20 protein-coding genes are annotated in these 24,663 nt (G+C 64.8%); 4 read left to right on the forward strand and 16 right to left on the reverse strand.

The features are described from left to right. Position 1: 1 nt before the first annotated feature. The 4 genes from JQ572_RS16390 to JQ572_RS16405 form a co-directional block, all read right to left on the reverse strand. A complete protein-coding gene (locus tag JQ572_RS16390; protein WP_211384062.1) occupies positions 2-949 on the reverse strand; it encodes an ABC transporter permease in 948 nt (315 codons plus the stop codon). Between the two features lie 40 nt (positions 950-989). Beyond that, on the reverse strand, positions 990-2,588 hold the full coding sequence (locus tag JQ572_RS16395) for an ABC transporter substrate-binding protein (protein ID WP_211384063.1): 1,599 nt from the start codon (positions 2,586-2,588) through the stop codon (positions 990-992). 265 nt (positions 2,589-2,853) lie between these two features. Further along, the gene (locus JQ572_RS16400; protein ID WP_211384064.1) at positions 2,854-4,404 is read right to left on the reverse strand and encodes an AMP-binding protein; all 1,551 of its coding nucleotides are present in this window, start codon (positions 4,402-4,404) and stop codon (positions 2,854-2,856) included. A gap of 18 nt (positions 4,405-4,422) precedes the next feature. Further along, complete coding sequence (locus JQ572_RS16405) at positions 4,423-5,577, reverse strand: iron-containing alcohol dehydrogenase (RefSeq protein WP_211384065.1); 1,155 nt, start codon at positions 5,575-5,577, stop codon at positions 4,423-4,425. 523 nt (positions 5,578-6,100) lie between these two features. On the opposite strand from JQ572_RS16405, the gene JQ572_RS16410 reads away from it, so the two are divergent. The 3 genes from JQ572_RS16410 to JQ572_RS16420 all read left to right on the forward strand — a co-directional run bounded on the left by JQ572_RS16410 (position 6,101) and on the right by JQ572_RS16420 (position 11,825). Next, entirely contained in the window at positions 6,101-7,306 is a 1,206-nt protein-coding gene (locus JQ572_RS16410; protein WP_211384066.1) for an efflux RND transporter periplasmic adaptor subunit, read from the forward strand. Beyond that, positions 7,303-10,470: an efflux RND transporter permease subunit gene (locus JQ572_RS16415; RefSeq protein ID WP_211384067.1), complete on the forward strand. Its 3,168-nt coding sequence runs from the start codon at positions 7,303-7,305 to the stop codon at positions 10,468-10,470. The genes JQ572_RS16410 and JQ572_RS16415 overlap by 4 nt, the downstream gene beginning before the upstream one ends. A 164-nt stretch (positions 10,471-10,634) precedes the next feature. Further along, the gene (locus JQ572_RS16420) at positions 10,635-11,825 is read left to right on the forward strand and encodes an ABC transporter substrate-binding protein (protein ID WP_211384068.1); all 1,191 of its coding nucleotides are present in this window, start codon (positions 10,635-10,637) and stop codon (positions 11,823-11,825) included. Positions 11,826-11,907: 82 nt separating this feature from the next. Here the strand turns inward: JQ572_RS16420 and JQ572_RS16425 are convergent, their stop codons facing one another. The 4 genes from JQ572_RS16425 to JQ572_RS16440 are packed head-to-tail and all read right to left on the reverse strand — an operon-like array spanning position 11,908 to position 16,506. Continuing rightward, positions 11,908-12,294, reverse strand: coding sequence for an MAPEG family protein (locus JQ572_RS16425; protein ID WP_211384069.1), 387 nt, complete (start codon positions 12,292-12,294; stop codon positions 11,908-11,910). A gap of 27 nt (positions 12,295-12,321) precedes the next feature. Continuing rightward, positions 12,322-13,404 (reverse strand): lipocalin-like domain-containing protein, encoded by a 1,083-nt coding sequence (locus JQ572_RS16430; RefSeq protein WP_211384070.1) that lies wholly within the window; start codon positions 13,402-13,404, stop codon positions 12,322-12,324. Further along, positions 13,394-15,856, reverse strand: coding sequence for an ABC transporter permease (locus JQ572_RS16435; protein WP_211384071.1), 2,463 nt, complete (start codon positions 15,854-15,856; stop codon positions 13,394-13,396). Before JQ572_RS16435 ends, JQ572_RS16430 begins: the two co-directional genes overlap by 11 nt. Further along, complete coding sequence (locus JQ572_RS16440) at positions 15,853-16,506, reverse strand: ABC transporter ATP-binding protein (RefSeq protein ID WP_211384072.1); 654 nt, start codon at positions 16,504-16,506, stop codon at positions 15,853-15,855. Before JQ572_RS16440 ends, JQ572_RS16435 begins: the two co-directional genes overlap by 4 nt. A gap of 143 nt (positions 16,507-16,649) precedes the next feature. On the opposite strand from JQ572_RS16440, the gene JQ572_RS16445 reads away from it, so the two are divergent. After that, the gene (locus JQ572_RS16445; RefSeq protein WP_211384073.1) at positions 16,650-17,975 is read left to right on the forward strand and encodes an MFS transporter; all 1,326 of its coding nucleotides are present in this window, start codon (positions 16,650-16,652) and stop codon (positions 17,973-17,975) included. Between the two features lie 109 nt (positions 17,976-18,084). Here JQ572_RS16445 and JQ572_RS16450 read toward each other — a convergent pair whose 3' ends face one another. The 8 genes from JQ572_RS16450 to soxZ all read right to left on the reverse strand — a co-directional run bounded on the left by JQ572_RS16450 (position 18,085) and on the right by soxZ (position 24,656). Then, complete coding sequence (locus tag JQ572_RS16450; protein ID WP_211384074.1) at positions 18,085-19,293, reverse strand: MFS transporter; 1,209 nt, start codon at positions 19,291-19,293, stop codon at positions 18,085-18,087. Between the two features lie 156 nt (positions 19,294-19,449). Beyond that, positions 19,450-19,650, reverse strand: a complete 201-nt coding sequence (locus JQ572_RS16455) for a hypothetical protein (RefSeq protein WP_211384225.1) — start codon at positions 19,648-19,650, stop codon at positions 19,450-19,452. Between the two features lie 61 nt (positions 19,651-19,711). Next, positions 19,712-20,752 (reverse strand): MBL fold metallo-hydrolase, encoded by a 1,041-nt coding sequence (locus JQ572_RS16460; RefSeq protein WP_211384075.1) that lies wholly within the window; start codon positions 20,750-20,752, stop codon positions 19,712-19,714. A gap of 153 nt (positions 20,753-20,905) precedes the next feature. Next, complete coding sequence (locus JQ572_RS16465; RefSeq protein ID WP_211384076.1) at positions 20,906-21,364, reverse strand: DsrE family protein; 459 nt, start codon at positions 21,362-21,364, stop codon at positions 20,906-20,908. A gap of 2 nt (positions 21,365-21,366) precedes the next feature. Beyond that, a complete protein-coding gene (gene soxB, locus JQ572_RS16470; protein ID WP_211384077.1) occupies positions 21,367-23,112 on the reverse strand; it encodes a thiosulfohydrolase SoxB in 1,746 nt (581 codons plus the stop codon). Between the two features lie 55 nt (positions 23,113-23,167). Further along, positions 23,168-23,485: a hypothetical protein gene (locus tag JQ572_RS16475; protein WP_211384078.1), complete on the reverse strand. Its 318-nt coding sequence runs from the start codon at positions 23,483-23,485 to the stop codon at positions 23,168-23,170. Then, a complete protein-coding gene (gene soxA / locus JQ572_RS16480) occupies positions 23,482-24,345 on the reverse strand; it encodes a sulfur oxidation c-type cytochrome SoxA (RefSeq protein WP_211384079.1) in 864 nt (287 codons plus the stop codon). Before soxA ends, JQ572_RS16475 begins: the two co-directional genes overlap by 4 nt. Next, a complete protein-coding gene (gene soxZ, locus JQ572_RS16485; protein WP_211384080.1) occupies positions 24,345-24,656 on the reverse strand; it encodes a thiosulfate oxidation carrier complex protein SoxZ in 312 nt (103 codons plus the stop codon). The genes soxA and soxZ overlap by 1 nt, the downstream gene beginning before the upstream one ends. Positions 24,657-24,663: the final 7 nt, after the last annotated feature.

The following is a 24,663-nucleotide window of genomic DNA, read 5'->3' on the forward strand; positions in this document are numbered from 1 at the left end:
CCTAATCCGTGTACCTGATCCGCGGATCGAACACGGCGTACAGCATGTCGACGATGAAATTGGCGCTCACCACCACGACGGCGATCAGCATCACGAGGTTCTGCACGATCGGATAGTCGCGCCAGCGGATCGCCTCGACCAGGAAGCGGGCGACGCCGGGGATGTTGAACACGGTCTCCGTCACAATGAGGCCGCCGATCAGGAACGCGGCCTCGATGCCGATCACGGTGATGACGGGCAGGATCGCGTTCTTCAGCGCATGCTGATAATTCACGGTGGCATCGGAGGCGCCCTTGGCGCGCGCGGTGCGGATATAGTCCTGCCTCAGCACCTCCAGCATCGAGGATCGGGTGATGCGCATGGTCAGCGCGGCGCTGCGGAAGCCGACGGCGGCGGCGGGCACGGCGTAGGTGGCGAACGCCTCGAGCCAGGTCTGTGGATTTGGATTGAAGATCGGCATCCGATTGAACATCGCCACCGACGCGGTGAGGATGAGCAATCCAAGCCAGAACGAAGGCAGCGACAATCCGCTCAGGCTGACGACGCGGAGCGCGTAATCGAGCCGCGTGCCCTGCTTCACCGCGCTGATGACGCCGAGCGGAATGCCGATCGACGCCGAGAACAGCAGCGCCAGCCCGGCAAGCCGCGCGGTGATCGGAATCCGCGGCAAGATCTCCTGGAGCGCCGGCTTCTCGGAGACGTAGGAGTAACCAAAGTCACCACGCAGAAAACCGCTGATCCAGTGCCAGTATTGCAAGATCAGCGGCTGGTCGATGCCGAGCTCCTTTTCCAGATTGGCCTTGTCGGCGGGATCGACATAGCCGGCCGCGGCAAACAGGATGTCGACGATGTTGCCGGGCACGATGCGCAGCAGGAAGAAGATGACGACCGAGATCCCGAACAGGGTCACGAGCATCAGAAGCAGGCGCCGCACCAGATAGGCAAACATCCTTCGCCCTCCGCGAGCCGCTAGTCTTCAGCCTGGCGCGCTACTTGTCGAGCCACACGTCCTCGTAGCGAAAGCCGTTATAGGAGCTGTTCGACATGATCGTGACGCCCTTGACATAGGGCTGCCAGCAGGTACCGGCCCGGGCATGGAAGATGATCGGACGGGCGACGTCCTCCTGCAGCTTTTTGTCGATATCCCAGACCAGCGGCTTGCGCTTGCCGATGTCGGTCTCCTGCGACTGCGCGTCGAACAGCTTCTCGATCTCCTTGTTGCAGTAATTGGTGTAGTTCCGTTCTGAGCCGCAGGAATAGTTTTCGTAGAAGGATTGGTCGGGGTCGTCGACGGAATTGCCGGTCAGATTGAGGCCGAGCATGTAATCCTTGCGCGCGACTTTCGGGAACCAGTTCGCGGTCTCGACGACGTCGAGCTCGCCGTCGATATAGATGCTCTTGAGCTGATCGATCAGGATCACCGCGGGGTCGCGATATTCGGCGATATTGCGCGTCGAGATTTTTACCGCGAGGTGCTTGTCCGGGCCGTAGCCCGCCTTCTGCATCAGCTTCTTCGCTTCCTCCCGGCTCGCGTTCACGTCAGGGCCATAGCCCGGAATGGTCGCCAGCTTGTCCTTGGGCATGCCCCAGATGCCCTGAGGTGGCGGCAGCATGGTGCCGCCGATATCGGCCTGGCCTTCGAACAGGATATCGACGAAGGCCTTCCGGTCGAGTGCCATCGCCATCGCTCGGCGGATATCGATGTTGTCGAACGGTGGGGAGGTCGAATTGACGATGATGTTGGTCGAGACATTGGTCGGCTCGACGACGCAAACCGCGTTCGGCGCCTGCGACTTGATGTCCTTCAAGAGCGGAATCGTGATGTGCGTCGGGAAGGTCATGTCGAACTTGCCGGCGACGAAGGCGAGAATCGCGGTCGAGCGGTTCGTGATGATCGTGTACTCGATGCCGTCGAGATATGGCAGGCCCTTCTTCCAGTAGTCAGGATTTCGCGTCAGCTTGATCGATTCGTTGGCCTTGAACTCGACGAATTTGAACGGCCCGGTTCCGATCGGATGGGTGCGCATGTCCGCCGGCGAGACGTGACAGGGATAGACCGGCGTATAGCCGGACGCGAGCATCGCCAGCAGCGAAGGTTGCGGCCGCTTCAGATCGAAGGAGACCTCGAAATCGCCGTTGGGCGTGACGTCGTTGACTTCGCTGTACCAGGCCTTGCGTGGATTCTGCCGCAACTTCTGCTGCGATTTGCCCATCAGGAGATCGAAAGTGCACTTGACGTCGGCCGATGTGAACGGCTTTCCGTCATGCCATTTGACGCCCTGACGCAGCTTGAACGTCAGTTTCTTGTTGTCGCTGCTCCAGGACCAGCTCTCGGCCAGATCAGGCCTCAGGGTATCAGGGCTGTTCTGCGCGATGTGCTGGTCATAAATGACGAGATTATTGAAGACCCCCATGAACGGCACGTTGACCGAATAGGTCGCACCTTCGAGGATGGAGGCGTTGGCCGGACTGTCGCGATGATACATCCGCAGGACACCGCCCTGCTTGGGCTCGCCGGCGAGCGTAGTGGTTGAGGCCGTCAGCACAGATAGCGCCGCCATCGCGGCGAGCGCCCATACGCTCCGCATGCTCATCCTCCCTGGACATCGGCCTTTTGCGGCCTGTTTGTCGCGACGATAGCGACGCGGGCCCTGCGAAGCAACCCGCAAGGGCGGCAGCGCTCTCGACAATTCGGATGACGCGAGGCCGCAGGAGGTTCACACATTTCATAATGTGGGAGTGCAGGTGCGAACGGATGGTTCCTGTGCCGAGCCGCCGCGACAAGCTTCGCTGTCGTCCCGGGTCCGCGCCGACGTTGGTTCTGGATGACAGTGAAGTTTGTGGTTGTGCCTGTCACACGATCCTTGACGTCTTGTTCCCCCAATACCGGTCCCGCAGCAGGCGCTTGTAAAGCTTCCCCGTCGGCAGCCGCGGCAATTCCTTCTCGAAATCCACCGAGCGCGGCACCTTCTGCCGCGACAATGACGCGCCGCAGAAGGCGATCAGCTCCTCGGCGAGCGCCTCGCCCGGCACCACGCCCGGCATCGGCTGCACCACGGCCTTCACCTCTTCGCCGAGATCGGGATTGGGGACGCCGAACACCGCGGCGTCCGCGACCTTCGGATGGGTGATGAGCAAATTCTCGCATTCCTGCGGATAGATGTTCACCCCGCCCGAGATGATCATGAAGGTCGCACGGTCGGTGAGGTAGAGGTAGCGATCCGCGTCGACATAGCCGACGTCGCCGACCGTGCTCATGCTGCCGTCGGCCGAGCGCGCCTCTTTCGTCTTCTCCGGATCGTTGAAATATTCGAACGGCGATCCAGTCTTGAACCACACTTGCCCCGGCGTGCCGGTCGGGCACGCCTGCATGTTCTCGTCGAGGATATGGAGGTCGCCGAGCAGCACCTTGCCGACGGTGCCGCGATGGGCGAGCCATTCCTCGCTGTTGCAGGCGGTAAAGCCGAGGCCCTCGGTCGCGCCGTAATATTCGTGGATGATCGGGCCCCACCATTTGATGATGTCGTCCTTGACCAGCGCCGGGCAGGGCGCGGCGGCGTGGATCGCGATCTCCAGCGAGGACAAATCGTAGCGCTTTCGTACCTCCTCAGGCAGCTTCAGCATGCGCGAGAACATCGTCGGCACCAGCTGGGTATGGGTGATGCCCCACTGCTGCACGAGCTGCAGGTAGCGCTCGGGATCGAAATTCTCCATGATGATCACGGTCCCGCCCATGCGGATCGTGAGGTTGACCGCCGCCTGCGGCGCCGAGTGATAGAGCGGCGCCGGCGACAGATAGACCATGCCCTCGCGGTAGTGCCAAAGCTTTGTCAGGAAATCGAACAGCGGCAGATTGTGCTTCGGCGGCTCCTCCGGTAGCGGCCGCAGGATGCCCTTGGGCCGTCCAGTCGTGCCCGACGAGTAGAGCATCGCGGTGCCGAGCCATTCATCCGCAATCGGCGTCTTCGGCATGTCGGCGGTCACCTCGGCAAGTCCGACGATGCGGTCGCTCTCCCCGGGGCCGTCGGCGACGATGCAGAGCTTGATGTCGGGGCAGGCCTTGATCGCCTCGCGCGCGATGTCGAGTTTCGCCGCAGATGTGATCAGGATCTTCGACTGGCTGTTGACGAGGAGATAAGCGAGCTCGCCCGGCGTCAGGAACGAGTTGATGCAGGTGTAGTACAGCCCGGAGCGCTCGCCCGCGCCGCAGGCTTCGAGGTAGCGCGAATTGTTCTCCATGAAGATCGAGTAATGGTCGAGCCGCTTCAGGCCGCGCTTGCGGAACAGATGCGCCAGGCGATTGCTGCGCGCGTCGAGCTCGCGATAGGTGACCGCCTCGCCTGTTCCAGCCATGATGAAGGCAGGCTGGAGCGGGCGTAGGCGGGCATGCTGACCTGGGTACATCGATCCTCCGGCTTTGAATCATGCGGCGAGAAGCAGGATTTCGCGCAACTGCGCCGGGCTGTCGATCTTGCGCGGATTGCGCGGCACCCAGGGCGTGCGCATCGCCTGTTCGGCGATGGCGTCGAAATGCTCGGGCGAGACGCGCACGTCGGCGAGGCTGCGCGGCATGCCGAGCGAACGGATGAAGGCATCGAGCACGTCGGCGGCGTTGTGGCCGGGAAAGCCCATCGCGGCCGCGACGATCATCTGGCGCTCGGCATTCGCGCTCGCGTTCCATCGCATCACGGCCGGCAGCATGATGCAGGAGGTGTGGCCGTGCGGCACGTCGAAGGCCGCGCCCAGAACGTAGCCGATGCCATGGCTCGCCCCCATCGGCACGCCGGCTGCGAGCGCGCCCATCGACAGCCAGGTGCCGATCTGGGCGTCCATCCGCGCGTCGAGATCGGAAGGGTCGGCCTTCACCCGCGGCAGCGAGTCGGCCAGCATCGCGAGCCCCTTGACCGATTGCGCGTCGGCATAGGGATGGGTTTCGCGCGAGCAGATCGCCTCGACGCAATGATCGATGGCGCGGATGCCGGTCGAGAGGAACAGCCATTCCGGCGTGTGCACGGTGATGGCGGGATCGAGGATGGTCGCCCGCGGCACCGTCAGCGGGTGCCGCAGCATCTGCTTCACATGCGTGCTGCGGTCGGTGACGCCCGCGATCGATGAGAACTCGCCGCCGGCGATCGTAGTCGGCACGCTGATCTGGCGCACGACCGGCGCAGTCATCTCGGGCGCGACGCCCTTGTGCACCCGGATACGCTCGATGCCCTCGATGTCGTCGATGCCGTTGGCGAGGCAGAGCTGCACCGCCTTGGCGCCGTCGGTGATCGAGCCGCCGCCCACCGTGACGATCAGATCGGCGCCCGCCTCGCGCGCCGCATTGGTGGCCGCGATCACCGCTTCGCGCGGCGTGTGCGCCGGCATCGCGTCGAACAGGCCGGCGCAGCGCGCGCCCAGCGCATCTTTGATCTTCGTGATCTCGTCGGTCTGCCGGTTCAGCGTGCCGGAGACCATGAGGAACGCACGGCGCGTCCCCAGCCGGTCCATCTGCGCGACGATGGCCGCGGCCGCCGGGTGACCGAACACGACCTCCTCGATCGCGCCGTAAACGACACGTCCCTGGTGCACGCCTGTCCTCCCGGACAATTCGTCTTGCTTTTGTGAGGATAATCTAGCCGAGCCGGGCGCGCCCGTCATGTGCGAAGACGCTGGGGCAACTCTTGCCCTACCCCTCCAGGGCAGGGCTATCGCATATGACAGCGGGAGGTTTCCGAAAGACCTCGGCCTGCATGGTTCGAGACGCCCGCTTTGGCGGGCTCCTCACCATGAGGGTCTGATATCTCACCGCAAAACGCGACCTCATCCTGAGGGCCCGCCGTAGGCGGGCGTCTCGAAGGATGGGCCGCAGGCAAGCTGCCCGCCACGCTTTTCTTCATATGCGATAGCCCTGCCCTCCAGGGGAGGGTGACACCTTCAATGCGGCTCGAGCGCAGTCGACCATCCATCTGTCAACCCGCCATCCGGCCGGGGCGTCGTTCAAAGCAATGCGCGCGCTTTGGTCTTGAAGAGTTCATCATTGCCACCCATCTTGTGGCGCCCGCGGGGAGAAGAGTATCCTGCTTTTTCCGCGGCTTTTATGCGAGGACCTGGGATGGCTGGACCGGACGGAAGCGAGCAGTTTGTCAAAAAGCACGATTTCGTTTCGCCTCGGCCCTACACAATTGCCGGGCTTCTCGCCGCGGCGTTCGCGCTCACCGGTTGCGGACAGCCGACTTCGCAGGCGGGCGCCCCGCCGCCAGCGCCGGTCACCGTCGCTCAGCCGGTCAAGCGCACCGTCACCGATTGGGATGAGTTCACCGGCCGCTTCGAGGCGGTCGAGGAGGTGCAGGTGCGCCCCCGCGTCGGCGGCTTCGTCAACTCCGTCGAGTTCCAGGACGGCGCCATCGTGCACCAGGGCGATCTGCTCTACGTGATCGACCCGCGTCCGTTCGAGGCGGTGGCCGAACAGGCCGACGGCCAGCTGTCCGATGCGCGCGCCAAGGTGGAGCTTGCCAAGCGCGAGCTCGACCGCGGCCTGAACCTGGTTCAGACCAGCGCGGTCTCGGAGCAGGTCGTCGACCAGCGCCGCCAGGCCCTGCAGGCCGCACACGCCGCGGTGTCGCAGGCCGAAGGTGCGCTGAAGGCCGCCCGGCTCAATATCGAGTTCACGCATGTGACCGCGCCGATCACCGGCCGCGTCAGCCGCCATCTCGTCAGTCCCGGCAATCTCGTGCAGGGCAGTGACAACGGCTCGTCGACGCTGCTGACGTCGATCGTCACGCTCGATCCGATCTACGTCTATTTCGACATGGATGAGACCACGTTCATGAAGTACAGCAAGCTGTGGTTCGAGGGTAAGCGCCCGAGCTCGCGCGATACCGCGAACCCCGTGCAGGTGACGCTGGCCGGCGAGACCAAGCCGTCGCATGACGGCTCGATCAACTTCCTCGATAACCGCCTCGACGTCTCGACCGGCACGCTGCGCAGCCGCGCCGTGGTCAAGAACACCGATCTCTCGATCCTGCCCGGCCAGTTCGGCCGTATCAGGCTGATCGGCAGCGCGCCCTACGAGGCGCTGCTGATTCCGGACGTGGCGGTCGCGACCGACCAGTCCCGCAAGATCGTGTTCGTGGTCAAGCCTGACGACACCGTGGAAGCGCGTGCCGTGGTGCTCGGACCGCTGGACGAAGGTTTGCGCGTGATCCGCGAAGGCCTGAAGCCGGACGACCGCGTCATCGTCAACGGCATTCAGCGCGCCCGCGTCGGCGCCAAGGTCGCCCCGCAGACCGCGCCAGCGCCGGGCGGTGGCAAATCATGAACCTGGGCCGTCTCTCCATCAACCAGCCCATCCTGGCGATGGTGCTGTCGATCGTGCTGCTGATCGTCGGCGCGCTCGCCTACACCACGCTGCCGGTCTCCGAATATCCGCAGGTGGTGCCGCCGACCGTCGTGGTCACCACGCAATATCCGGGCGCGTCGGCGCAAACCGTGTCCGACACCGTCGCCGCTCCGATAGAGCAACAGATCAACGGCGTCGAGGACATGCTGTATCTCTACAGCCAGGCGACCTCGAACGGCCAGCTCACCATCACCGTCACCTTCAAGCTCGGCACCGACCTCGACAAGGCGCAGGTGCTGGTGCAGAACCGCGTCGCGATCGCGCAGCCGCAACTGCCCGACGAGGTGCAGCGCAACGGCGTCGTCACCCGCAAGAACTCGCCCGACATCCTGATGGTCGTGTTCATGCTGTCGCCGGACGACACCTTCGACCAGCTCTACATCTCCAACTACGCGCTGCTCCAGGTCCGCGACCAGCTGCTGCGGATCGACGGCGTCGGCGACATCCAGATCTTCGGCGCACGCGACTATTCGATGCGGCTCTGGCTCGATCCCGACCGGATCGCCAATCTCGGCCTGACCTCGGCCGAAGTGCTCGCCGCGATCCGGGCGCAGAACGTGCAGATCGCGGGCGGCCAGATCGCCGAACCTCCGATCGCCGACCGCGCCTTCCAGCCCAATCTCACCTTCACCGGGCGCTTGAAAGACCAGAAGCAGTTCGAGGATATCCTGATCAAGGCCGGCTCTGATGGCCGCACGGTGCGCCTGCGCGACGTCGCGCGCATCGAGCTCGGGGCGCTGGCGTATTCCACCAACAGCTTCCTGCTGCGCAAATCGGCGGTCGCCATGCTGGTGACGCAGCGGCCGGGATCGAACGCGCTCGCCACGGCAAAGAACATCTCCGACACCATGACGAAGCTCAAGGAGAGCTTTCCGAAGGGGCTCGACTACAATATCGGCTACAACCCGACCGAGTTCATCGCGCAGTCGGTCCACGAGCTGATCAAGACCATCTACGAGGCCATGCTGCTCGTGGTGATCGTCGTGCTGGTGTTCCTGCAAGGCTGGCGGCCGGCGATCATTCCGATCATCGCGATCCCGGTCTCGCTGGTCGGCACATTTGCAGTGATGGCGGCGCTGGGCTTCTCCATCAACAACCTTACCCTGTTCGGCCTCGTGCTCGCCGTCGGCATCGTGGTCGACGACGCCATCGTGGTGGTCGAGAATGTCGAGCGACATCTCGAGCACGGCATGAGCAGGCGCGATGCCGCGCTCAAGACCATGGAGGAGGTCGGCGGCGCGCTGGTCTCGATCGCGCTGGTGCTGTGTGCCGTGTTCGTCCCGACCGCGTTCTTAGGGGGCATATCCGGGCAATTCTTCCAGCAATTCGCCGTCACCATCGCGGTCGCGACCGCGATCTCCTGCTTCTGCTCGCTGACGCTGTCGCCGGCGCTGGCCTCGCTTCTCCTCGTTCCGCACGAGGAGAAGCGGCCGCCGGCGCGCTGGAATATCCTCGCCCGCGGCTGGAGCGCGTTCACGGGTGCCTTCAACCGCGTGTTCGACCGGCTGGCGCACGGCTATGCCGGTGTCGCCAATTTCGTCATCCGGCATTCTGTGGTGATGATCCTGATCTATGTGGTCCTGATCGGCAGTGCCGGCTGGCTGATCGGGACCACGCCGCAGGGCTTTATTCCGGCGCAGGACCGCGGCTACGTCATCATCTCCGTGCAATTGCCGGGTGCGGCCTCGCTGGCGCGCACCACCGAGGTCGTGCGCGAGATCGAGCGGATCTCGCTGGATACGCCGGGCATCGTCCGCGTCGCGGCCTTCGCCGGCTTCTCCGGCGCCACGCGCACGCAGGCCGGCAACGCTGCGGCGCTGTTCCCGGTATTCGAGGAGCCCGAGGCACGAATCAAGAAGGGGCTTACCGCAAATGCCATCACGGTCGAGCTGCGCAAGCGCCTGGCAGCGATCCAGGGCGCCTTCATCATCGTGATTCCGCCGCCGGCTGTGCCCGGCATCGGCACTGGCGGCGGCTTCACCATCCGCATCCAGGACCGCCAGGGTCGCGGGCCTGAACTGCTCGCCGCAGCCACCGACGAGCTCGTCGCCGCGGCGCGCAAATCGCCCTTGCTGCTCGCTCCGACGGTGTTCTCGCCGTTCTCGGCCAACACTCCGCAGCTCTTCGTCGACATCGACCGCACCAAGGCGCAGAAGCTCGGGGTGCCGATCGCCAACATCAACGACACGATCCAGACCTATTTCGGATCGACCTATGTCAACGACTTCAACCTGTTCGGCCGGACCTATCACGTCACCGCGCAGGCCGATTTCCCGTTCCGGAAAGAGCCGACCGACCTCGCGCGGCTACGCACGCGCAACGCCTCCGGCGACATGGTGATGCTCGGCAGCGTGGTCGACTTCAAGGATGTCTCCGGCCCTGACCGCGTCGCCCGCTACAATCTCTATGCAGCATCCGAGCTCCAGGGTGAGCCAGCGCCGGGCGTGAGCTCGACCACGGCGCTCAACACCATCAAGAAGCTTGCGGACGATACCTTGCCGAGCGGCTTCACTTTCGAATGGACCGACCTTTCCTACCAGCAAATCACCGGCGGCAATGCCGGCCTGCTGGTGTTCCCGATCTGCGTGCTGTTCGTCTATCTCGTGCTCGCCGCGCAATATGGCAGCTGGACGCTGCCGTTCGCGGTGATCCTGATCGTGCCGATGTGCCTGCTCGCTGCGACCATCGGTGTGCGCATCATGGGGCAGGACGTCAACATCCTCACCCAGATCGGATTTGTCGTTCTCGTGGGGCTCGCGGCGAAGAATGCGATCCTGATCGTTGAGTTTGCGCGCGACATCGAAAAAGAAGGCAAGCCGCGGCTGGAGGCCGTGATCGACGCCTGCCGCCTGCGCTTGCGGCCGATCCTGATGACCTCCTTCGCCTTCATCCTCGGCGTGCTGCCGCTGGTGATATCGTCCGGCTCGGGCTCGGAAATGCGTCAGGCTGTCGGCGTCGCCGTGTTCTTCGGCATGATCGGCGTCACCCTGTTCGGTCTTCTGTTCACACCGATCTTCTATGTGGTGGTGCGGAACCTGGCCGAGGGGCGGAACGACAAGAAGCCGGAGGTCGTGGCTCCATAGGGCCGGGGTTGACCACTGGCGTATCGACCACCTCGGTGTCGGGACGACGCCGTTTGCTTGGCGCTTCCTCCAACTAACGACCAACATGAAATGGATGGGCAGGCCCGGGGTTCTTCATTAGTATCCGCGCGATTTCAAAACAGAAAACTGCTGGGAGCCAACGAATGAAATCAGCACTTTTGGCCGCTGTCGCAACCTCTGCCCTGTTGCTGGCGGCGCCAGCCTCCGCGCAGGGCGTCAAGATCGGCATCCTCAACGACCAGTCCGGCGTCTATGCCGACTACGGCGGCAAGTACTCGGTCGAAGCCGCCAAGATGGCGATCGAGGATTTTGGCGGCGAAGTGCTCGGCCAGAAGGTCGAGATGATCACCGCCGATCACCAGAACAAGCCTGACCTCGCCACCTCCATTGCACGCCGCTGGTACGACGCCGACAATGTCGACATGATCACGGAACTCACGACATCGTCGGTGGCGCTGGCCGTGCAGGACCTGTCGAAGGAAAAGAAGAAGATCGACATCGTGGTCGGCGCGGCGACCTCGAGCATCACCGGCAGCGCCTGCTCGCCCTATGGCTTCCACTGGGCGTTCGATACCCATGCACTCGCGGTCGGTACCGGCGGTGCGCTGACCAAGGCCGGCGGCGATACCTGGTTCTTCCTCACCGCGGACTACGCCTTCGGCTACGCGCTGGAGAAGGACACCAGCGAGATCGTCACCCACAATGGCGGCAAGGTGCTCGGCTCGGTCCGCGTTCCGCTCAACTCGTCGGACTTCTCCTCCTTCCTGCTGCAGGCGCAGAGCTCGAAGGCGAAGATCGTCGGCCTCGCCAATGCGGGCCAGGACACCACCAACTCGATCAAGCAGGCGGCCGAGTTCGGCATCGTCTCCGGCGGCCAGAAGCTCGCCGGTCTGTTGATGACGCTTGCGGAGGTGAACGGCCTCGGGTTGCAGGCGGCGCAAGGCCTGGTCCTGACCGAAGGCTTCTATTGGGATCATGACGATGCGTCGCGGGCATTCTCCGAGCGCTTCTTCAAGCGCACCGGGAGAATGCCGAGCATGATCCACGCCGGCACCTATTCGGCGACGCTCAGCTACCTGAAGGCGGTGAAGGCCGCCGGCACCAAGGACACCGAAGCGGTCGCCAAGAAGCTGAAGGAGCTGCCGGTCGACGACGCCTTCGCCAAGGGCAAGGTGCTGCAGAACGGTCGCATGGTCCACGACATGTATCTGTTCGAGGTCAAGAAGCCCTCGGAATCGAAGAAGCCGTGGGACTACTACAAGCAGCTCGCCGTGGTCCCCGGCGACCAGGCCTTCCTTACCGCCAAGGAAAGCGGCTGCCCGCTGACCAAGTGAGGCGGGGACCGCGCTAATAGCTCCGCCGTCGTCCCGGCCTTCGCGCCGGGACGACACTGAGTGTGTTGAGGTTGCTCGAGCCTCACACCAGCCGCAGCACCACTGCCCCCAGAGCGCCTGCCCACAACGCAATCGCGGCGATGCCCTGGATCGCAAAGCCGGGGCCGCGCCTTGCGGCGGCCTTCGAATAGCCGATGAAATAGACGATGCGGCCGATGATCCAGACCGCGCCGATTCCGGCTGCGACGGCGTCGCCGATATGGATCGCAAACAGCCAGAGCGCCGGCAGGAAGATCGGCAACCATTCCAGCGTGTTCATCTGGATGCGGAAAGCGCGCTCGAAATCGGGATGGCCTGTCATCGCCGGCACCCTGACGCCCGTTTTGGTCCGCGACCGCGAGACATTGATGCAGGTAAAGAAATAAAATGCGATCGCCAGCAGCGTGACGAGGGCAGTGAGATGATACATGGCGAATCCCTTTGAAGAGGTCGCGGTTCAATACCCGGTCAGCTCGAGATAGCCAACGCCGTCATGCGTGCCGGCGAAGCTGATCGGTCCTTCCCAATAGGAGAAGCCGGTCCCCATCCAGGCCTTGGGATTGAGCGGCTTGCAGCGGATCGAGAACGACCGCGAGGGAATCGCGATCTGCCATTCCACCGGCAGCTTGCGTCCAGCAACCTCCGCCGTTGCGCTCGGAAACATCTGGATGTCGTTGCCTGCAATCATCTGCGTGCCGCCTGCGGCGGTGATCCAGTTGCCGAACGGATAATTCCGGCCGTCCTTCTGCCGCAGCCGGTACAGCATCAGCTTGTCGCCGGATGACAGGTGCAGCGACAGCCAGTCCCAGCCGGTCTGGTCGGCGTCGAGCGGCTGGCTGCTCCATTCGCGGTCCATCCAGGCCTGGCCGGAGACATCGGCCGGCTTGTCGTCGATGGTGAGCGTGCCCCGCGCGCGGTAGAACGGCTGGCTGTAATAGTACGACGCTTGCCCGCGCTCCGACTTGCGGCTGTAGCCGCCATCGCCCTGCAGCACCACGGGACGATCGGCCTCCAGTGTCAGCGCGTAGCTGAAGTCGGTACCCGCGGCCTTCAGCGTCAGCGGCGCCAGGGTGCGATCGTCGCTGCGCTCGAGACCCTTCATCTCCCAATCGTCGATCCAGGCCGCAAACGGTTTTGCCGTGACGCCGGCCTGTCCGATCCCGCCGCGGGAAAATACCTCGTTGAAGCGGTGGGTGTCCGCGCGCGTCACTGCGGCGTGCGCCATCCAGATCTGCTGATTGGCCCAGCCTTCGCCCTGCGGTCCCGGCTGCGCCGCCTGACGGAACAGCGTCCATTGCAGGCCGCAAGCCGCGCCGCTCGCGTCGACGAGATTTGCCGTGAGATACCACCACTCGATGCGAAAATCAGGATGCGGCCCGTGATCGGCGGGAAAGGCGAACGTCTTTCCCGGCGTGACCTTCGCAAAGCCGTCGGCCGTCTCGCCGAGCCCGGCATAGCCTTGCGCGCCCGCACGGCGTGCAAGCGCGAGCGCAGCGATGCCGCCGAACAAAGCGCGCCGCGAGATTTTGTCAGCGCTCATTGGCAAACACCTTGACGAGGTTCGCCGGTTGCATCCGCGCCAGCCTTATCATCGGCAGCAGTGCCGCAAGCAGCGACGCGACCAGCGCCACCGCGACCAGCCCCACCAGTTGCAGCGGAAACACGTGGAACGGCAGCCGCCAGCCGAACGCCTTCACGTTGACGATCGCGATCAGGCACCACGCCACGAGCAGTCCGAGCGGCACGGCAAGGAGCGATGTGAACAGCGCGACCGACAGCGTCTTGGTCAGCTCGATCGCGGCGAGGCGCGGCCGCGTGATGCCGATCGCCCACAGCGGCGCGAGCTGCGGCAGGCGGGAATTCGCCAGCGTCAGCAGGCTGGTCAGCAGCGCGATGCCCGCGACGCCGAGCGTGAAGGCGTTCAGCGCAGACGTCACCGCAAAGGTGCGGTTGAAGATGCGGATCGATTCCGCCTTCACCGTCGCCTGGTCGGCGACGCTGCGGTCGTCGAGCGCAAACTGCTTCTGCAACGCCGCGATCAGGCCTGGGATGTTCTGCTTCGCGACGATGAGGCCGATCCGCGTCTGCGGCGTCTGCGGAAACTGTCGAATGAGCGCGGCGACGTTGACGGCGAGCTGCCCCTTGGGGTTGCCGTAATCGGCATAGATCCCGGCGATGTCGAGCTCCCAGCTCCCGCCCGGCGCCGGGACGTCGATGACATCGCCGACCCGGACGTTCAGGCGCCGGCTCAGCTGCTCGCTGATGAAGGCGGCGTTGCCCGGCACGAGCAGGGTCCAGGCGCGCGGCGCGGCTTCCAGCAGCGGCCAGCGCTCGCGATAGAGCGGGTGATCGGGTAGGCCGAGCAATTCGACCGGCTGGCCCTGAACCTGCGTCTCGGCGCGCCCGCCCGAGAGGATCGCCTGCACGTCGCTACGCTCCTTCAGCCAGCTCCGGATCGCGACGCCTTGCGCATTGTCGGAGGCGCTGATGTAGACGTCGGCCGCGAGCCGTCCGTTGAGCCAGCCGATGAAGGTGCGGCTGAACGTTTCCACCATGGTGGAGACCCCGACGTTGACGGCGAGCGCGAGCAGCAGCGCCATCAGTGCCAGCGACAATCCGGAAAGCTGCTGGCGGCTGTCCGCCCAGAACCACAGCGCCAGCGGGCCCCGTGCGAAACGCTGGCCCGCGAGCAGGAGGATCTCGAGGAAGGCCGGCAAGATCAGTGCCGCACCGAGCATCAGCGCTGCCAGCACGCCGAAGCCCGCGATCAGCGATTGTCCGTAGTGAAGCAGCAACAGTGCGACCGCGAACACGGCGCAGGCCGCTCCGCTCTGCAGGATCAGCCAGCGGCGCTGTCGCTGCTGCCAGGCATGCGGCTGCGCGGTGGCCAGCACCGGCATCCTGATCGCCTTGATCAGGCTGGTCGCCGCCGCAACAAGCGCGCCGGCAATGCTGATGCCAATGCCGGCGAGCCACCATTCAGGTCGCAAGCTGAGCTGTCCCGGGATCTGCGCGCCGTAGAGCCCGCGCAGCGACGCCGCAACGTCGGGCAAGAGCGCAGCCGCGATGAAATAGCCGCAGGCGAGCCCGATCAGTCCGGCGATCAGTGCCAATGCCACCAGCTCGACCACCAGCGCGGTGTTGACCAGACGCGCCGAGGCACCGCAGGCTCGCAACGTCCGCAGCATCGGGAGCCGTTGTTCGAAAGCGAGGCCGACGGCGGAGTTGACGATGAAGAGGCCGACGAAGAACGACAGCAGGCCGAAGGCCGTGAGATTGAGATGGAAGCTGTCGGTGAGGCGTTCCAGCTCCGTCTCCGCATTGGGCTCGACCCGCTGCAATTGCTCGCCGACGACGCTTGCCAGCGGTGCGAGCTTGCCCCTGGGCTTGCCGATCAGCAGCCGCGAGACCTGGTCCGGCTTGTTCAGCAGCCGCTGCGCCACGCCGATGTCGACCACCAGCACATCGGGCACGAGCTGGGGCAATACGCGCAGCGGCGGCAGTTTTGCGCCGCTGCTGATCGCGGGTGCCGCGCCTTGCTGTTCCTGCAGATCGGCAAGCGTCTCTTGCGCGACCAATGTCTGGCCCGGCGCGGCAACAAAACTGCCCAGATCCGAAGCACCAAGGCGCGGCGCGTTGCCGACATCGGCCGGCAACGTCACCGGCTCGATGCCGAGCAATCGCACTGCGCGTCCGTTGATCTGGACGCGTCCCTCCAGCATCGGCGAGACCGGCCAGCCGGCGCGGCGGAGCTTGACGAAAAGGTCCTGCGAGAAAGTCGCGGTATCAGGTGCGACCAGCATCGCCGTGCGAGTGCCGCCGAACGTTGCCGCCGCGCGATCATAGGCGTTGCGGGCCTGCTGGTTGATCGCCTGCACGCCGCTCCACAGCGCGGTCGCCGCGATCAGCCCGATCAGGAGCGTCGCAAACTGCATCTTGTGGCGCCGCCAATGGCTGAGCAGCACCGCGAGGATCCACAGCGCGCGCTTCATGCGATCCGCCCCGCGTGCAAGGTGACTTGGCGGTCGAGCGTTGCGGCCAGATGCAGGCTGTGCGTCACCATCAGGAAGCCGCAGCCGGTGCGGATGACGAGATCGCGCGTCAGGGCCAGCACGTCCTCGGCGGTCGACTCATCCAGATTGCCGGTCGGCTCGTCCGCGAGCAGCAACGATGGCCTTGTCGCCAGCGCTCGGCCGATCGCGACCCGTTGCTGCTGTCCGCCTGATAATTGTTCCGGATAACGCTTGAGCAGGCTGCCGAGACCGAGCCGCTCGATCAATTCCCTGGACCAGGCCGCATCGTGGCGGCCGGCGATCCGCGCCTGGAAGGCGAGATTATCCGCGACGGAAAGGCTCGGGATCAGATTGAACTGCTGAAAAACCAGGCCGATCCGGTCGCGGCGCAGCTGCGCGCGCCCGGCATCGGAAAGCTTGGTGACCTCGGTGTCGTCCAGCCGGATCGTGCCGCCATCGGCGGCATCGAGCCCCGCGACGAGGTGCAGCAGCGTGCTCTTGCCGCTGCCGGACTCGCCGGTCAGCGCGACGCGTTCGCCGGCCTTGAGATCGAGATCGACACCGCGCAGCACATGGACCGGCTCGCCGGCCGAAGAGAATGTCTTGGAGAGGTTTCGGATACTCAGCACGATGGATGGCGCCGGAAGGAATTAACGGAATTGCTGCGTAGCACACCTGCTGCGGAAATGCCGGGTTGCGTTGGTCTCGAAGCCGTTGTTAGCTCGCAAAACGACCAAATCAAAAAAGTGCCAAAAAGACGACGGGGAGAATCATGAGCGCTCAAGGAACGCCCAAGGTGGCGAGCGAGACGACCGGGACGCCAAAGGGAGCCTGGACCGTCACCTTTCTGCTGTTTCTGTTCATGCTGGTAAACTTCGCCGACAAGATCGTCGTCGGCCTCGCCGGCGTGCCGATCATGTCGGACCTGAAGCTCGAGCCGGAGCAGTTTGGCCTGCTCGGCTCCTCGTTCTTCTTCCTGTTCTCGATCTCCGCGATCGTTGTCGGCTTCATCGTCAACAAGGTGCCGACGCGCTGGGTGCTGCTCGCGCTCGCGGTGGTCTGGGCGCTGGCGCAGTTTCCGATGGTCGGCACCGTCTCCTTCACCACGCTCTTGATCTGCCGCATCGTGCTGGGCGCGGGCGAAGGCCCGGCCTTCTCGGTCGCCGCGCACGCGATCTACAAATGGTTTCCCGACGAGAAGCGGACGCTGCCGACCGCGATCCTGTCGCAGGGCTCGGCCTTCGGCGTCATCCTCGCGGTGCCGGCGCTGAACTGGGTCATCGTCAATCATTCCTGGCACTACGCCTTCGGCGCGCTCGGTGTCGTCGGCCTGATGTGGGTCTGTGCCTGGCTCGCGTTCGGCAAGGAAGGCCCGCTCGAGGATACCCAGGCTCTGGCGGCGGCCGAGACGAAGATTCCCTACATTCAGCTGCTCACCTCCCGCACGTTCCTCGGCTGCGTCGCGGCGACGTTCGGCGCTTACTGGGCGCTGTCGCTCGGGCTGACCTGGTTCACGCCGTTCATCATCAAGGGCCTCGGCTTCTCGCAGAGCCAGGCCGGCTGGATCTCGACCCTGCCATGGCTGTTCGGCGCCACCATCGTGATCCTGACCGGCTGGATCTCGCAGCTGATGATGGCCCGCGGCTCGACCACGCGCATCGCCCGCGGCGTGCTCGGCTCCGTGCCGCTGGTCATCGGCGGCCTGATCCTGGCCACGATGCCGTATGTCCAAGGCGCGGCCCTTCAGCTCACCTTGCTCGTGGTCGGAACGGGCCTGTGCGGCGCCATCTACGTGGTCTGCCCGCCGATGCTCGGCGAGTTCACGCCGACCTCGCAACGCGGCGCGATCCTCGCAATCTACGGCGCGCTCTACACGCTTTCGGGCATCATCGCGCCCGCCGTGATGGGCACCGTGATCCAGCGGGCCGGCAGCATGCTCGACGGCTACATGACCGGCTTCACCATCAACGCCGCGATCATGGTCGGCTCCGGTCTGCTCGGGCTGCTCCTGCTCTGGCCGAACACTGAAAAGGCCCGGCTGACCGGCGCCGCCGCGCCGCAGGCCGGCGCGTTGAAGGGCGCGGTGTCGCCGACGTAGGGTCGGTGTTTCGCCCGCTCCAATCAATAGCTTCGTCCCGGCAAAGGTCGGGACGACATCCAGTGTGTTGATGCGGGACGACGATTGAATTTGTAGCGACCTTCGCCGCTCACGAACCGGTTTTCGCCCGCCGTTCGGTGAACGGCGACAGCACCACCGTTGCGAGCATGAAGATCACGGACGCCCCGAATACCCAGTGCGGCGCGCTCTGGTCCATGATCCAGCCGAACAGCAGCGGGCTGACGATGCCGCCGAGATTGAAGCCGGTGGAGACGATGCCGAAGGCGCGGCCGGCGGCACCGGGCGGCGCGGCATTACGCACCAGCATGTCGCGCGAGGGCGCGATCACGCCGGAGAGGAAGCCCGCGGCCGTCATCGTCGCGGTCAAAGCCCAGCCCGGCAGCGTCACCAAAGCGATCAGCAGCACGATTCCCGCGTTCGCGGCAAAGCAGGCCGCGGCGACGTAGCCGTGACGCTCGGTATGGTCGGCGAGGAAGCCGCCCGCGAGCACGCCCGCTGCACTGGCGCCGAGAAACGCGGTGAGCGCGATATTGGCGGCCGAATAGGACGTGCCATAGCCGCTCATCAGCGCCACCACGCCGAAATTGTTGATGCCGGCGACCGACAGGCTGAGCAGCATGAACAGCGCCGTGAGCGTGATCAGCGCCGGGGTGATCACGGCCTGCTTCGGCGCGTTCGCTGCGCCCGGCTTTGCCTTGTGGGCACCGGCATCGGGAATGTTCATGACGACCAGCAGCAACGCCACCGCAACGCCGGTCGCACCCGCTGCGATCAAAGCCCCGACACCGCCGGACACGACAACCAGCGCGGCGACAATCGCCGGCGCCACCGCGCCGCCGAAGTAGCCGGCAAAGGTGTGGATCGAGAAGGCGCGGCCCATCCGCGCCTCGTCCATGTGCTCGGCGAGGATGGCGTAGTCGGCGGGATGGTAGACGCTGTTGGCGAGCCCGAGCAGCACGGCGCAGGCGATCAGCGAGGCGTAGCTGAGGTGCAGGCCGAGCAGGATCAGCGCGACGCCGCCGAGCGTGAGGCCGCCCAGCAGGATCCTTCGCGCGCCAAAATGATCGACGAGATAGCCGGTCGGCGCCTGCGTCAGCCCCGACACCACCGCGGACACGGTGAGCGCGAAGCCGAGCTCGATATAGCCGACGCCGAGCTGGCCTTTGAGGAACGGAAACAGCATCGGCAGGACCAGCAGATGGAAATGGCTGACCCAATGCGCGATCGAGATTCCGGTCAGCGTGCGCAGTGCACTGTCCGCCTTGCCTTGCTGCGGTGCAGCGAGAACGTCGACCATTGCAGTTCCGTTTTACGTTCCTTGGGGACGCGCAAACTATCGGGCACAGCGGTTATTTGTCCATGAACGCGGGCGCATGGCAGCTAGCGCGGGTCGGGGCGAAGGCGGAGTTTGCAGCGCGAGCAGGTGTTTAGAACGTCCGCCGTCGATCGCTGCTTACAGGGGCTCGTCATCCGGCCCGTAGCGGTCGCGCTTCGGCGTCGCGATGTCGCCGTCCTCGTAATCATCGTCGTCGGTGTCGCGCGGAGGCAGGGGCTTCTTCGCCTTGTCTTCCGCTGGCTTGTCGTCCGCAATTTTGGGCGGCGCGCTCGGCTTGCCGATCTTGGCCATGGCTGGTCCCGGATGGTGATGCGTCATCCGACCCTATCCCGAAAACATGTGGAGAGCCTGACCTATCTCAAGGGTCGCGACAACGACGTCAGCCGTGCACCACCGGCCCGCCGGCCTTCTTCCAGGCGTCGATGCCACCGGCGATATGCGCGGTGTTGGTGAGCCCGGCCTCCTTGGCGGCGGCCACCGCCATCGCCGAGCGTTCGCCGAAGGCGCAGAAGAACACGACGCGGCGGCCCGTCGCGGCCGCAACCTCGCGCAGCATGCCGCCGGGCTTCAGGCTATCCTCGACGGACGGATAGGGCGTGTGCAGTGCGCCCTCGAGCATGCCGTGCTTCATCCGCTCGTTGGTCTCGCGCAGATCGACCAGCAGGATATCGGGTCGCCCGAGGACGCGGATCGCCTCGACCGCGCTCAGCGCGCGGCCCTCCTTCTCCAGCTCCTCCTGATGCAGGCCGACATGCATGTTGGCGGGCACCGCGACGTCCATCATCTTCGGATTGGGCAGCTTCAGATTGGCCATCAGCTCGATATATTCGTCGACCGAGCGCACCTGGAGCCGCGGATTGTAGCGCTTCTCCTCGCCGATGGTGGAGACGGTGTCGCCCTTGTAGTCGTGCGCCGGGAACACCATCGTCTCGTCGGGCAGCTTGAGCAGGCGGTTGAAGATCGACTCGTACTGCGCACGCGACGAGCCGTTCTGAAAGTCGGTGCGGCCGGTGCCGCGGATCAGCAGCGTGTCGCCGGTGAAGACGCGGTCGCCCATCAGATAGGAATAGGAATCGTCGGTGTGGCCGGGCGTGTACATCACGTCGAGCGACAGGCCCTCGATCGTCACCTTGTCGCCGTCGGCGACCCGCATCGCCACAACGTCGGCCTTGGTCTGGTCGCCCATCACGGTCATGCAATGGGTGCGGTCGCGCAACTCGCCGAGGCCAGTGACGTGGTCGGCGTGGAGATGCGTGTCCACCGCCTTGACCAGCTTGAGGTCGAGCTCGCGCAGCAGCTGGCAGTAGCGGTCGACCTTCTCCAGCACGGGATCGAGGATCAGCGCCTCGCCGCCGGGGCGGCTCGCGAGGACGTAGCTGTAGGTGCCCGAAACGCTGTCGAAGAGTTGGCGGAAGATCATGGCAGGGAGTCCGGCAATGGAACTGATTTCCAAGATTCTACTATGCCGAGGGCTATAAAGAGAAGCAATTCACTGTGCAAACAAGAAAATTTAGAAGATTCTTATTGCGGTGACGAGCTCCTGTCCTGCCCTCAAACTCGACGGGGGAGGGCCCTACGGCCGCACCAGCGTATACCCGTTCTCGCTGAGGAACAGGATCTGCCCGACCCCGACCTGCACCGGCGTAGCAGCGGGAATGAACTCAGGCCGCTTGCCCGTCTCCCGCTCCATCGTATCGACCGTGTTGAGGCAGATATCGAAGCGCACGCCCTGCGCGATCAGGCTTTCCACCTGCTTGCGGCGTTCGCTGCCGGACAGCAGCAGAGCGATGCCGGGGCCGAACGCCACCACCTCGATCGCGACCTTGTCGGGATCGTAGGCCTTCAGCAAATTGTTGGCGACGCTGAGCACCAGCGCCTGCTTCTTCGCGTCGCCGTCGGAGAGCTGCAGCACGATCCTGTGCTCGGCGAACGGCTTGTCCTGCAGCGGCACCTGTTGCGCAAAAGCGAGCGGTGTCGCGGCGCAGGTGAGCAGCACAAGCGCCAGCGCGCGAAAGACGAGCGACTGCATCATCACTATTCCGCAATGCCGGGGTTGTCCTCGACGCCTTTCAACGTGACGCCGTACCCAAGCCGTTCCGGCAACGTCCGGCCCGAGCGCAGATATTTGCCGACGACGTCCCACACCGGCGCACCTTGCTGGCCGTTGATCGAGGCCCAGCCGGCGACCTTGTAGCGGTGGTTCGCGCTGAGGGCTTTGCCGTTGCCGAGCTTGAGATCGGAGATGCGGCTGCCGATCGCGGCCGTCGGCGTGCAGGTGTAGCTGAGCCCGCCGGCGCGCACCATGTCGCCGCCCTGCTGGTAGTATGGATCGGCATTGAAGAGATTGTCGCAGATGTCTTCCAGCACGTCCTTGATCTGGCCGCCGGTCATCGCCTGCACATAGGTCTCGGGATAGGTGATCGCGGTTTCCGCGAGCACATCCTCCATGGTCAGCGCCTGGCCGGACAGCGCGGTGACGCCCCAGCGAAAGCCCGGCGACAGCGCGATCTCGGCGTCGAGCTCGGTGCGCAGCGCGGTGCAGATCAATTCGTCGACGGGGCCGGAGAAATTGCCGCGGCGATAGAGCAGGCGGTCGAGCGTTGCGACCTTCTCCGACCAGTCGGTGACGTGCGGGGCGCGCAGTCGCCCGATCAGCTCGGCCATGGCGGGGTCGGGCTTGAGCAGCTCGGAATAGACCGGCAGCAGATGATATCGGACGTCGCCGACCTTGCCTTTTTCGAGCGTGAGATCGAGCACGCCCAAAAACTTCCCGTTGGAGCCGGCATTGGTGACGAGCGTCGTGCCGCCGGCATTCTTCACGGGGATGGGCTGCGGCACGGCGTCATGGGTGTGACCGCCGAGGATGACGTCGATGCCGGTGACCCGGCTCGCGAGCTTGAGGTCGACATCCATGCCGTTATGGGACAGCAGGATCACGGCATCGACCTTGTCGTGGCCGCGCAACGCGTCGACGTGCTTCTGCAATTCCTCCTCGCGGATGCCGAAGGTCCAGTCCGGCGTGAACCGTTTTGGATGTGCGATCGGCACGTAAGGGAAAGCCTGGCCGACGATCGCGACGCGATGGCCGCCGAGATCCTTGATCACAGACGGCTTGAACACGCGCCCCGTGGCCTTGTCGAAGGCGATCGCGTCGTTGAAGGCGGCTTCCTCGGTCAGGAAGACGTTCTGCGCCAGAAACTCGCCCTTGAAGCGCTCGAGATTGTCGCGCAGCACCTGCTCGCCATAGGTGAATTCCCAATGCCCGGTCATCGCCTCGATGCCGAGCAGATTGGCGACCTCGACCATGTCGCGGCCCTGCATGACATTGGCAAGCCCGGTGCCCTGCCAGAGATCGCCGCCGTCGACGAGCAGCGAACGGGCCTCGCCGACATCGCTGCGCAGACGATCGACCAGTGTCTTCAGATGAGCGAAGCCGCCGAGCTTGCCGAAGCGGCCCGCGGACTTCTCGAACTCCAGGCAGGTGAAGGCGTAGGCATCGGCACTGTTGGGCCGGATGCCGAATCGCTCGAGGAAGGCGCGGCCGACCAGGTGCGGCGGCCGGCCCGCCATCTCGCCGATGCCGATATTGACGCTGGGCTCGCGGAAATAGACCGGATTGAGCTGCGCATGGGTGTCGGTGAGGTGCAGGACCCGCGCATTGCCGAACCGTTCGAGGTCGTAGATGCCGGCGGTCTCGGCGCCGCGCGCGAGCTGCGGCAGGCCGAGCGATGCGGCCGCAAGGCCTGCACCCTTCAGGAAATCGCGGCGGCGGATCGCCATCCAGAAATTCTCCGCGCCCCTCAATGGTCGCAAGGCTGTTCCACTGGCGAACAGTCTAGCGGATTTCCATCGCCTTCCAGGCTTCTTTTTCGGACGTGGCCTGGAAGATCGACGCCTTGGCCAGCGCCTCGGCCTCCCTGGCTGCGGCCACGGCACGGTCGAAATCGCCGCCGTCCCCCGCCTTCTTCGCCGCGGCCAGCGCCGAGACGGTCACGGTCCATTGGTGACGCAAGCCGGCAGCCTCCTTCGATGCGGCGTCCGCGGCAGCGTAGGCCGCCTTGTAATCCGCCTCATTTGCCGCGCGCGCCGCCGGCGCGAGGCCCAGGGCGAGCATGGGGGCGAGCAGCATGGCCAGGACAAATGACCACTTCATGGCCGCGCTCCCGGGCCCGATATCGGCAGGCCGTTGGCGACGTAGGAGAGGAAATATTCGACGTCGCGATATTCATCCGCCTGCGGCTCCAGCGGAACCGCGCGAGTCTGGCTGTTGCAGGTGACGAAGCGGCGGCTGGTCGTGCCCATGCCGCTCCATTCGGAGCGGTAGATCGGCATCGCGTTCAGGATGCCGAGCGCCGGCGCCAGGATCTCGGCGCGGATACGTTCGCCCGGGCTCTGCACATGGCAGCTCGCGCAGGAAAAATTCATCTGGCCGCGGCGGGTGTAGAAATAACGCTTGCCGTTCTCGAATGCCGCCAGTGCGCGCGGATCATCGGGAATCTTGATGTCCATCGGCTTGCCGCGCGAGGTGAACGCCATGTAGGCGGTGAGCGAGGCCATCTCGTCCTTGACGTAGGAATAGGGCGCCTCGCCATTGGCTTCGCGGCAGCGGTTGAGCGCGAGCTCCAGCGTGACGACCTTGCCTTCCTTCGTGTCGAAGTAAGGATAGTTCTGGCGGATGCCGATGCCGCCGTTCGGGAAGCAGTCGGCATAGGTCTTGCCGTTCTTGAACGGCGTCGTGAACATGTCCTTGCCGGCGTCGAGCGCGAACTCGTAAGGCGGGAATTCCTCTTTCTCCTGCCACTGCCGCTTCATGTCGGCATTCATCGAATAGGGACCGTTGACGAAATCCTCGTGCTTCACGTTGGGGAATTTCTGGAAGAAGAAGTTCTGGAACGCTTTCGCGTCGGCCACGGGATCGACCTTGTCGGCGGCCACCACGCGCGGAGAGGTGAGGGCGAACGCGACGAGCGCGGCGCCGAGCGAGCCAAGCAGGAGGGCGGACCGGGCCTTCATCACGAGATCTTCGCGGTGGTCGTATCCGACGCACCCTTGTTGTCGGTCCAGGATACCTTGAGGTCGTCGCCCTTCCTGGCGCCCTTGAAGCTGAACTTGACGTAGGGGTCCTTGGAGACCGCGGTGCCCCAATCGGCGATGAAGACGTCCTTGCCGTTACATTCGAACTTCAGCTCCTGGATGAAATGCGCCGGGATCAGTTCGCCCTTGGAATCCTTGACGAAGCCGGAGTCCATGGGATGCTGGATCAGCGCCTGCACCTCGGTGGTGTCGCCGTTGGCGGTGGCGCGGACGCGAATGCTGGATGCCATCTCGGTT

Origin of the sequence: Bradyrhizobium sp. SZCCT0153 (assembly GCF_018129995.1) — a bacterium.
GTDB lineage: Bacteria > Pseudomonadota > Alphaproteobacteria > Rhizobiales > Xanthobacteraceae > Bradyrhizobium > Bradyrhizobium japonicum_G.

Excerpts from the sequence above, each read along its gene's own strand:
- JQ572_RS16390 (WP_211384062.1), bottom strand. The coding sequence starts at position 949 with ATGTTTGCCTATCTGGTGCGGCGCCTGCTTCTGATGCTCGTGACCCTG.
- JQ572_RS16395 (WP_211384063.1), bottom strand. The coding sequence starts at position 2,588 with ATGCGGAGCGTATGGGCGCTCGCCGCGATGGCGGCGCTATCTGTGCTG.
- JQ572_RS16400 (WP_211384064.1), bottom strand. The coding sequence starts at position 4,404 with ATGTACCCAGGTCAGCATGCCCGCCTACGCCCGCTCCAGCCTGCCTTC.
- JQ572_RS16410 (WP_211384066.1), top strand. The coding sequence starts at position 6,101 with ATGGCTGGACCGGACGGAAGCGAGCAGTTTGTCAAAAAGCACGATTTC.
- JQ572_RS16415 (WP_211384067.1), top strand. The coding sequence starts at position 7,303 with ATGAACCTGGGCCGTCTCTCCATCAACCAGCCCATCCTGGCGATGGTG.
- JQ572_RS16420 (WP_211384068.1), top strand. The coding sequence starts at position 10,635 with ATGAAATCAGCACTTTTGGCCGCTGTCGCAACCTCTGCCCTGTTGCTG.
- JQ572_RS16425 (WP_211384069.1), bottom strand. The coding sequence starts at position 12,294 with ATGTATCATCTCACTGCCCTCGTCACGCTGCTGGCGATCGCATTTTAT.
- JQ572_RS16430 (WP_211384070.1), bottom strand. The coding sequence starts at position 13,404 with ATGAGCGCTGACAAAATCTCGCGGCGCGCTTTGTTCGGCGGCATCGCT.
- JQ572_RS16435 (WP_211384071.1), bottom strand. The coding sequence starts at position 15,856 with ATGAAGCGCGCGCTGTGGATCCTCGCGGTGCTGCTCAGCCATTGGCGG.
- JQ572_RS16445 (WP_211384073.1), top strand. The coding sequence starts at position 16,650 with ATGAGCGCTCAAGGAACGCCCAAGGTGGCGAGCGAGACGACCGGGACG.
- JQ572_RS16450 (WP_211384074.1), bottom strand. The coding sequence starts at position 19,293 with ATGGTCGACGTTCTCGCTGCACCGCAGCAAGGCAAGGCGGACAGTGCA.
- JQ572_RS16455 (WP_211384225.1), bottom strand. The coding sequence starts at position 19,650 with ATGACGCATCACCATCCGGGACCAGCCATGGCCAAGATCGGCAAGCCG.
- JQ572_RS16460 (WP_211384075.1), bottom strand. The coding sequence starts at position 20,752 with ATGATCTTCCGCCAACTCTTCGACAGCGTTTCGGGCACCTACAGCTAC.
- JQ572_RS16465 (WP_211384076.1), bottom strand. The coding sequence starts at position 21,364 with ATGATGCAGTCGCTCGTCTTTCGCGCGCTGGCGCTTGTGCTGCTCACC.
- soxB (WP_211384077.1), bottom strand. The coding sequence starts at position 23,112 with ATGGCGATCCGCCGCCGCGATTTCCTGAAGGGTGCAGGCCTTGCGGCC.
- JQ572_RS16475 (WP_211384078.1), bottom strand. The coding sequence starts at position 23,485 with ATGAAGTGGTCATTTGTCCTGGCCATGCTGCTCGCCCCCATGCTCGCC.
- soxA (WP_211384079.1), bottom strand. The coding sequence starts at position 24,345 with ATGAAGGCCCGGTCCGCCCTCCTGCTTGGCTCGCTCGGCGCCGCGCTC.
- soxZ (WP_211384080.1), bottom strand. The coding sequence starts at position 24,656 with ATGGCATCCAGCATTCGCGTCCGCGCCACCGCCAACGGCGACACCACC.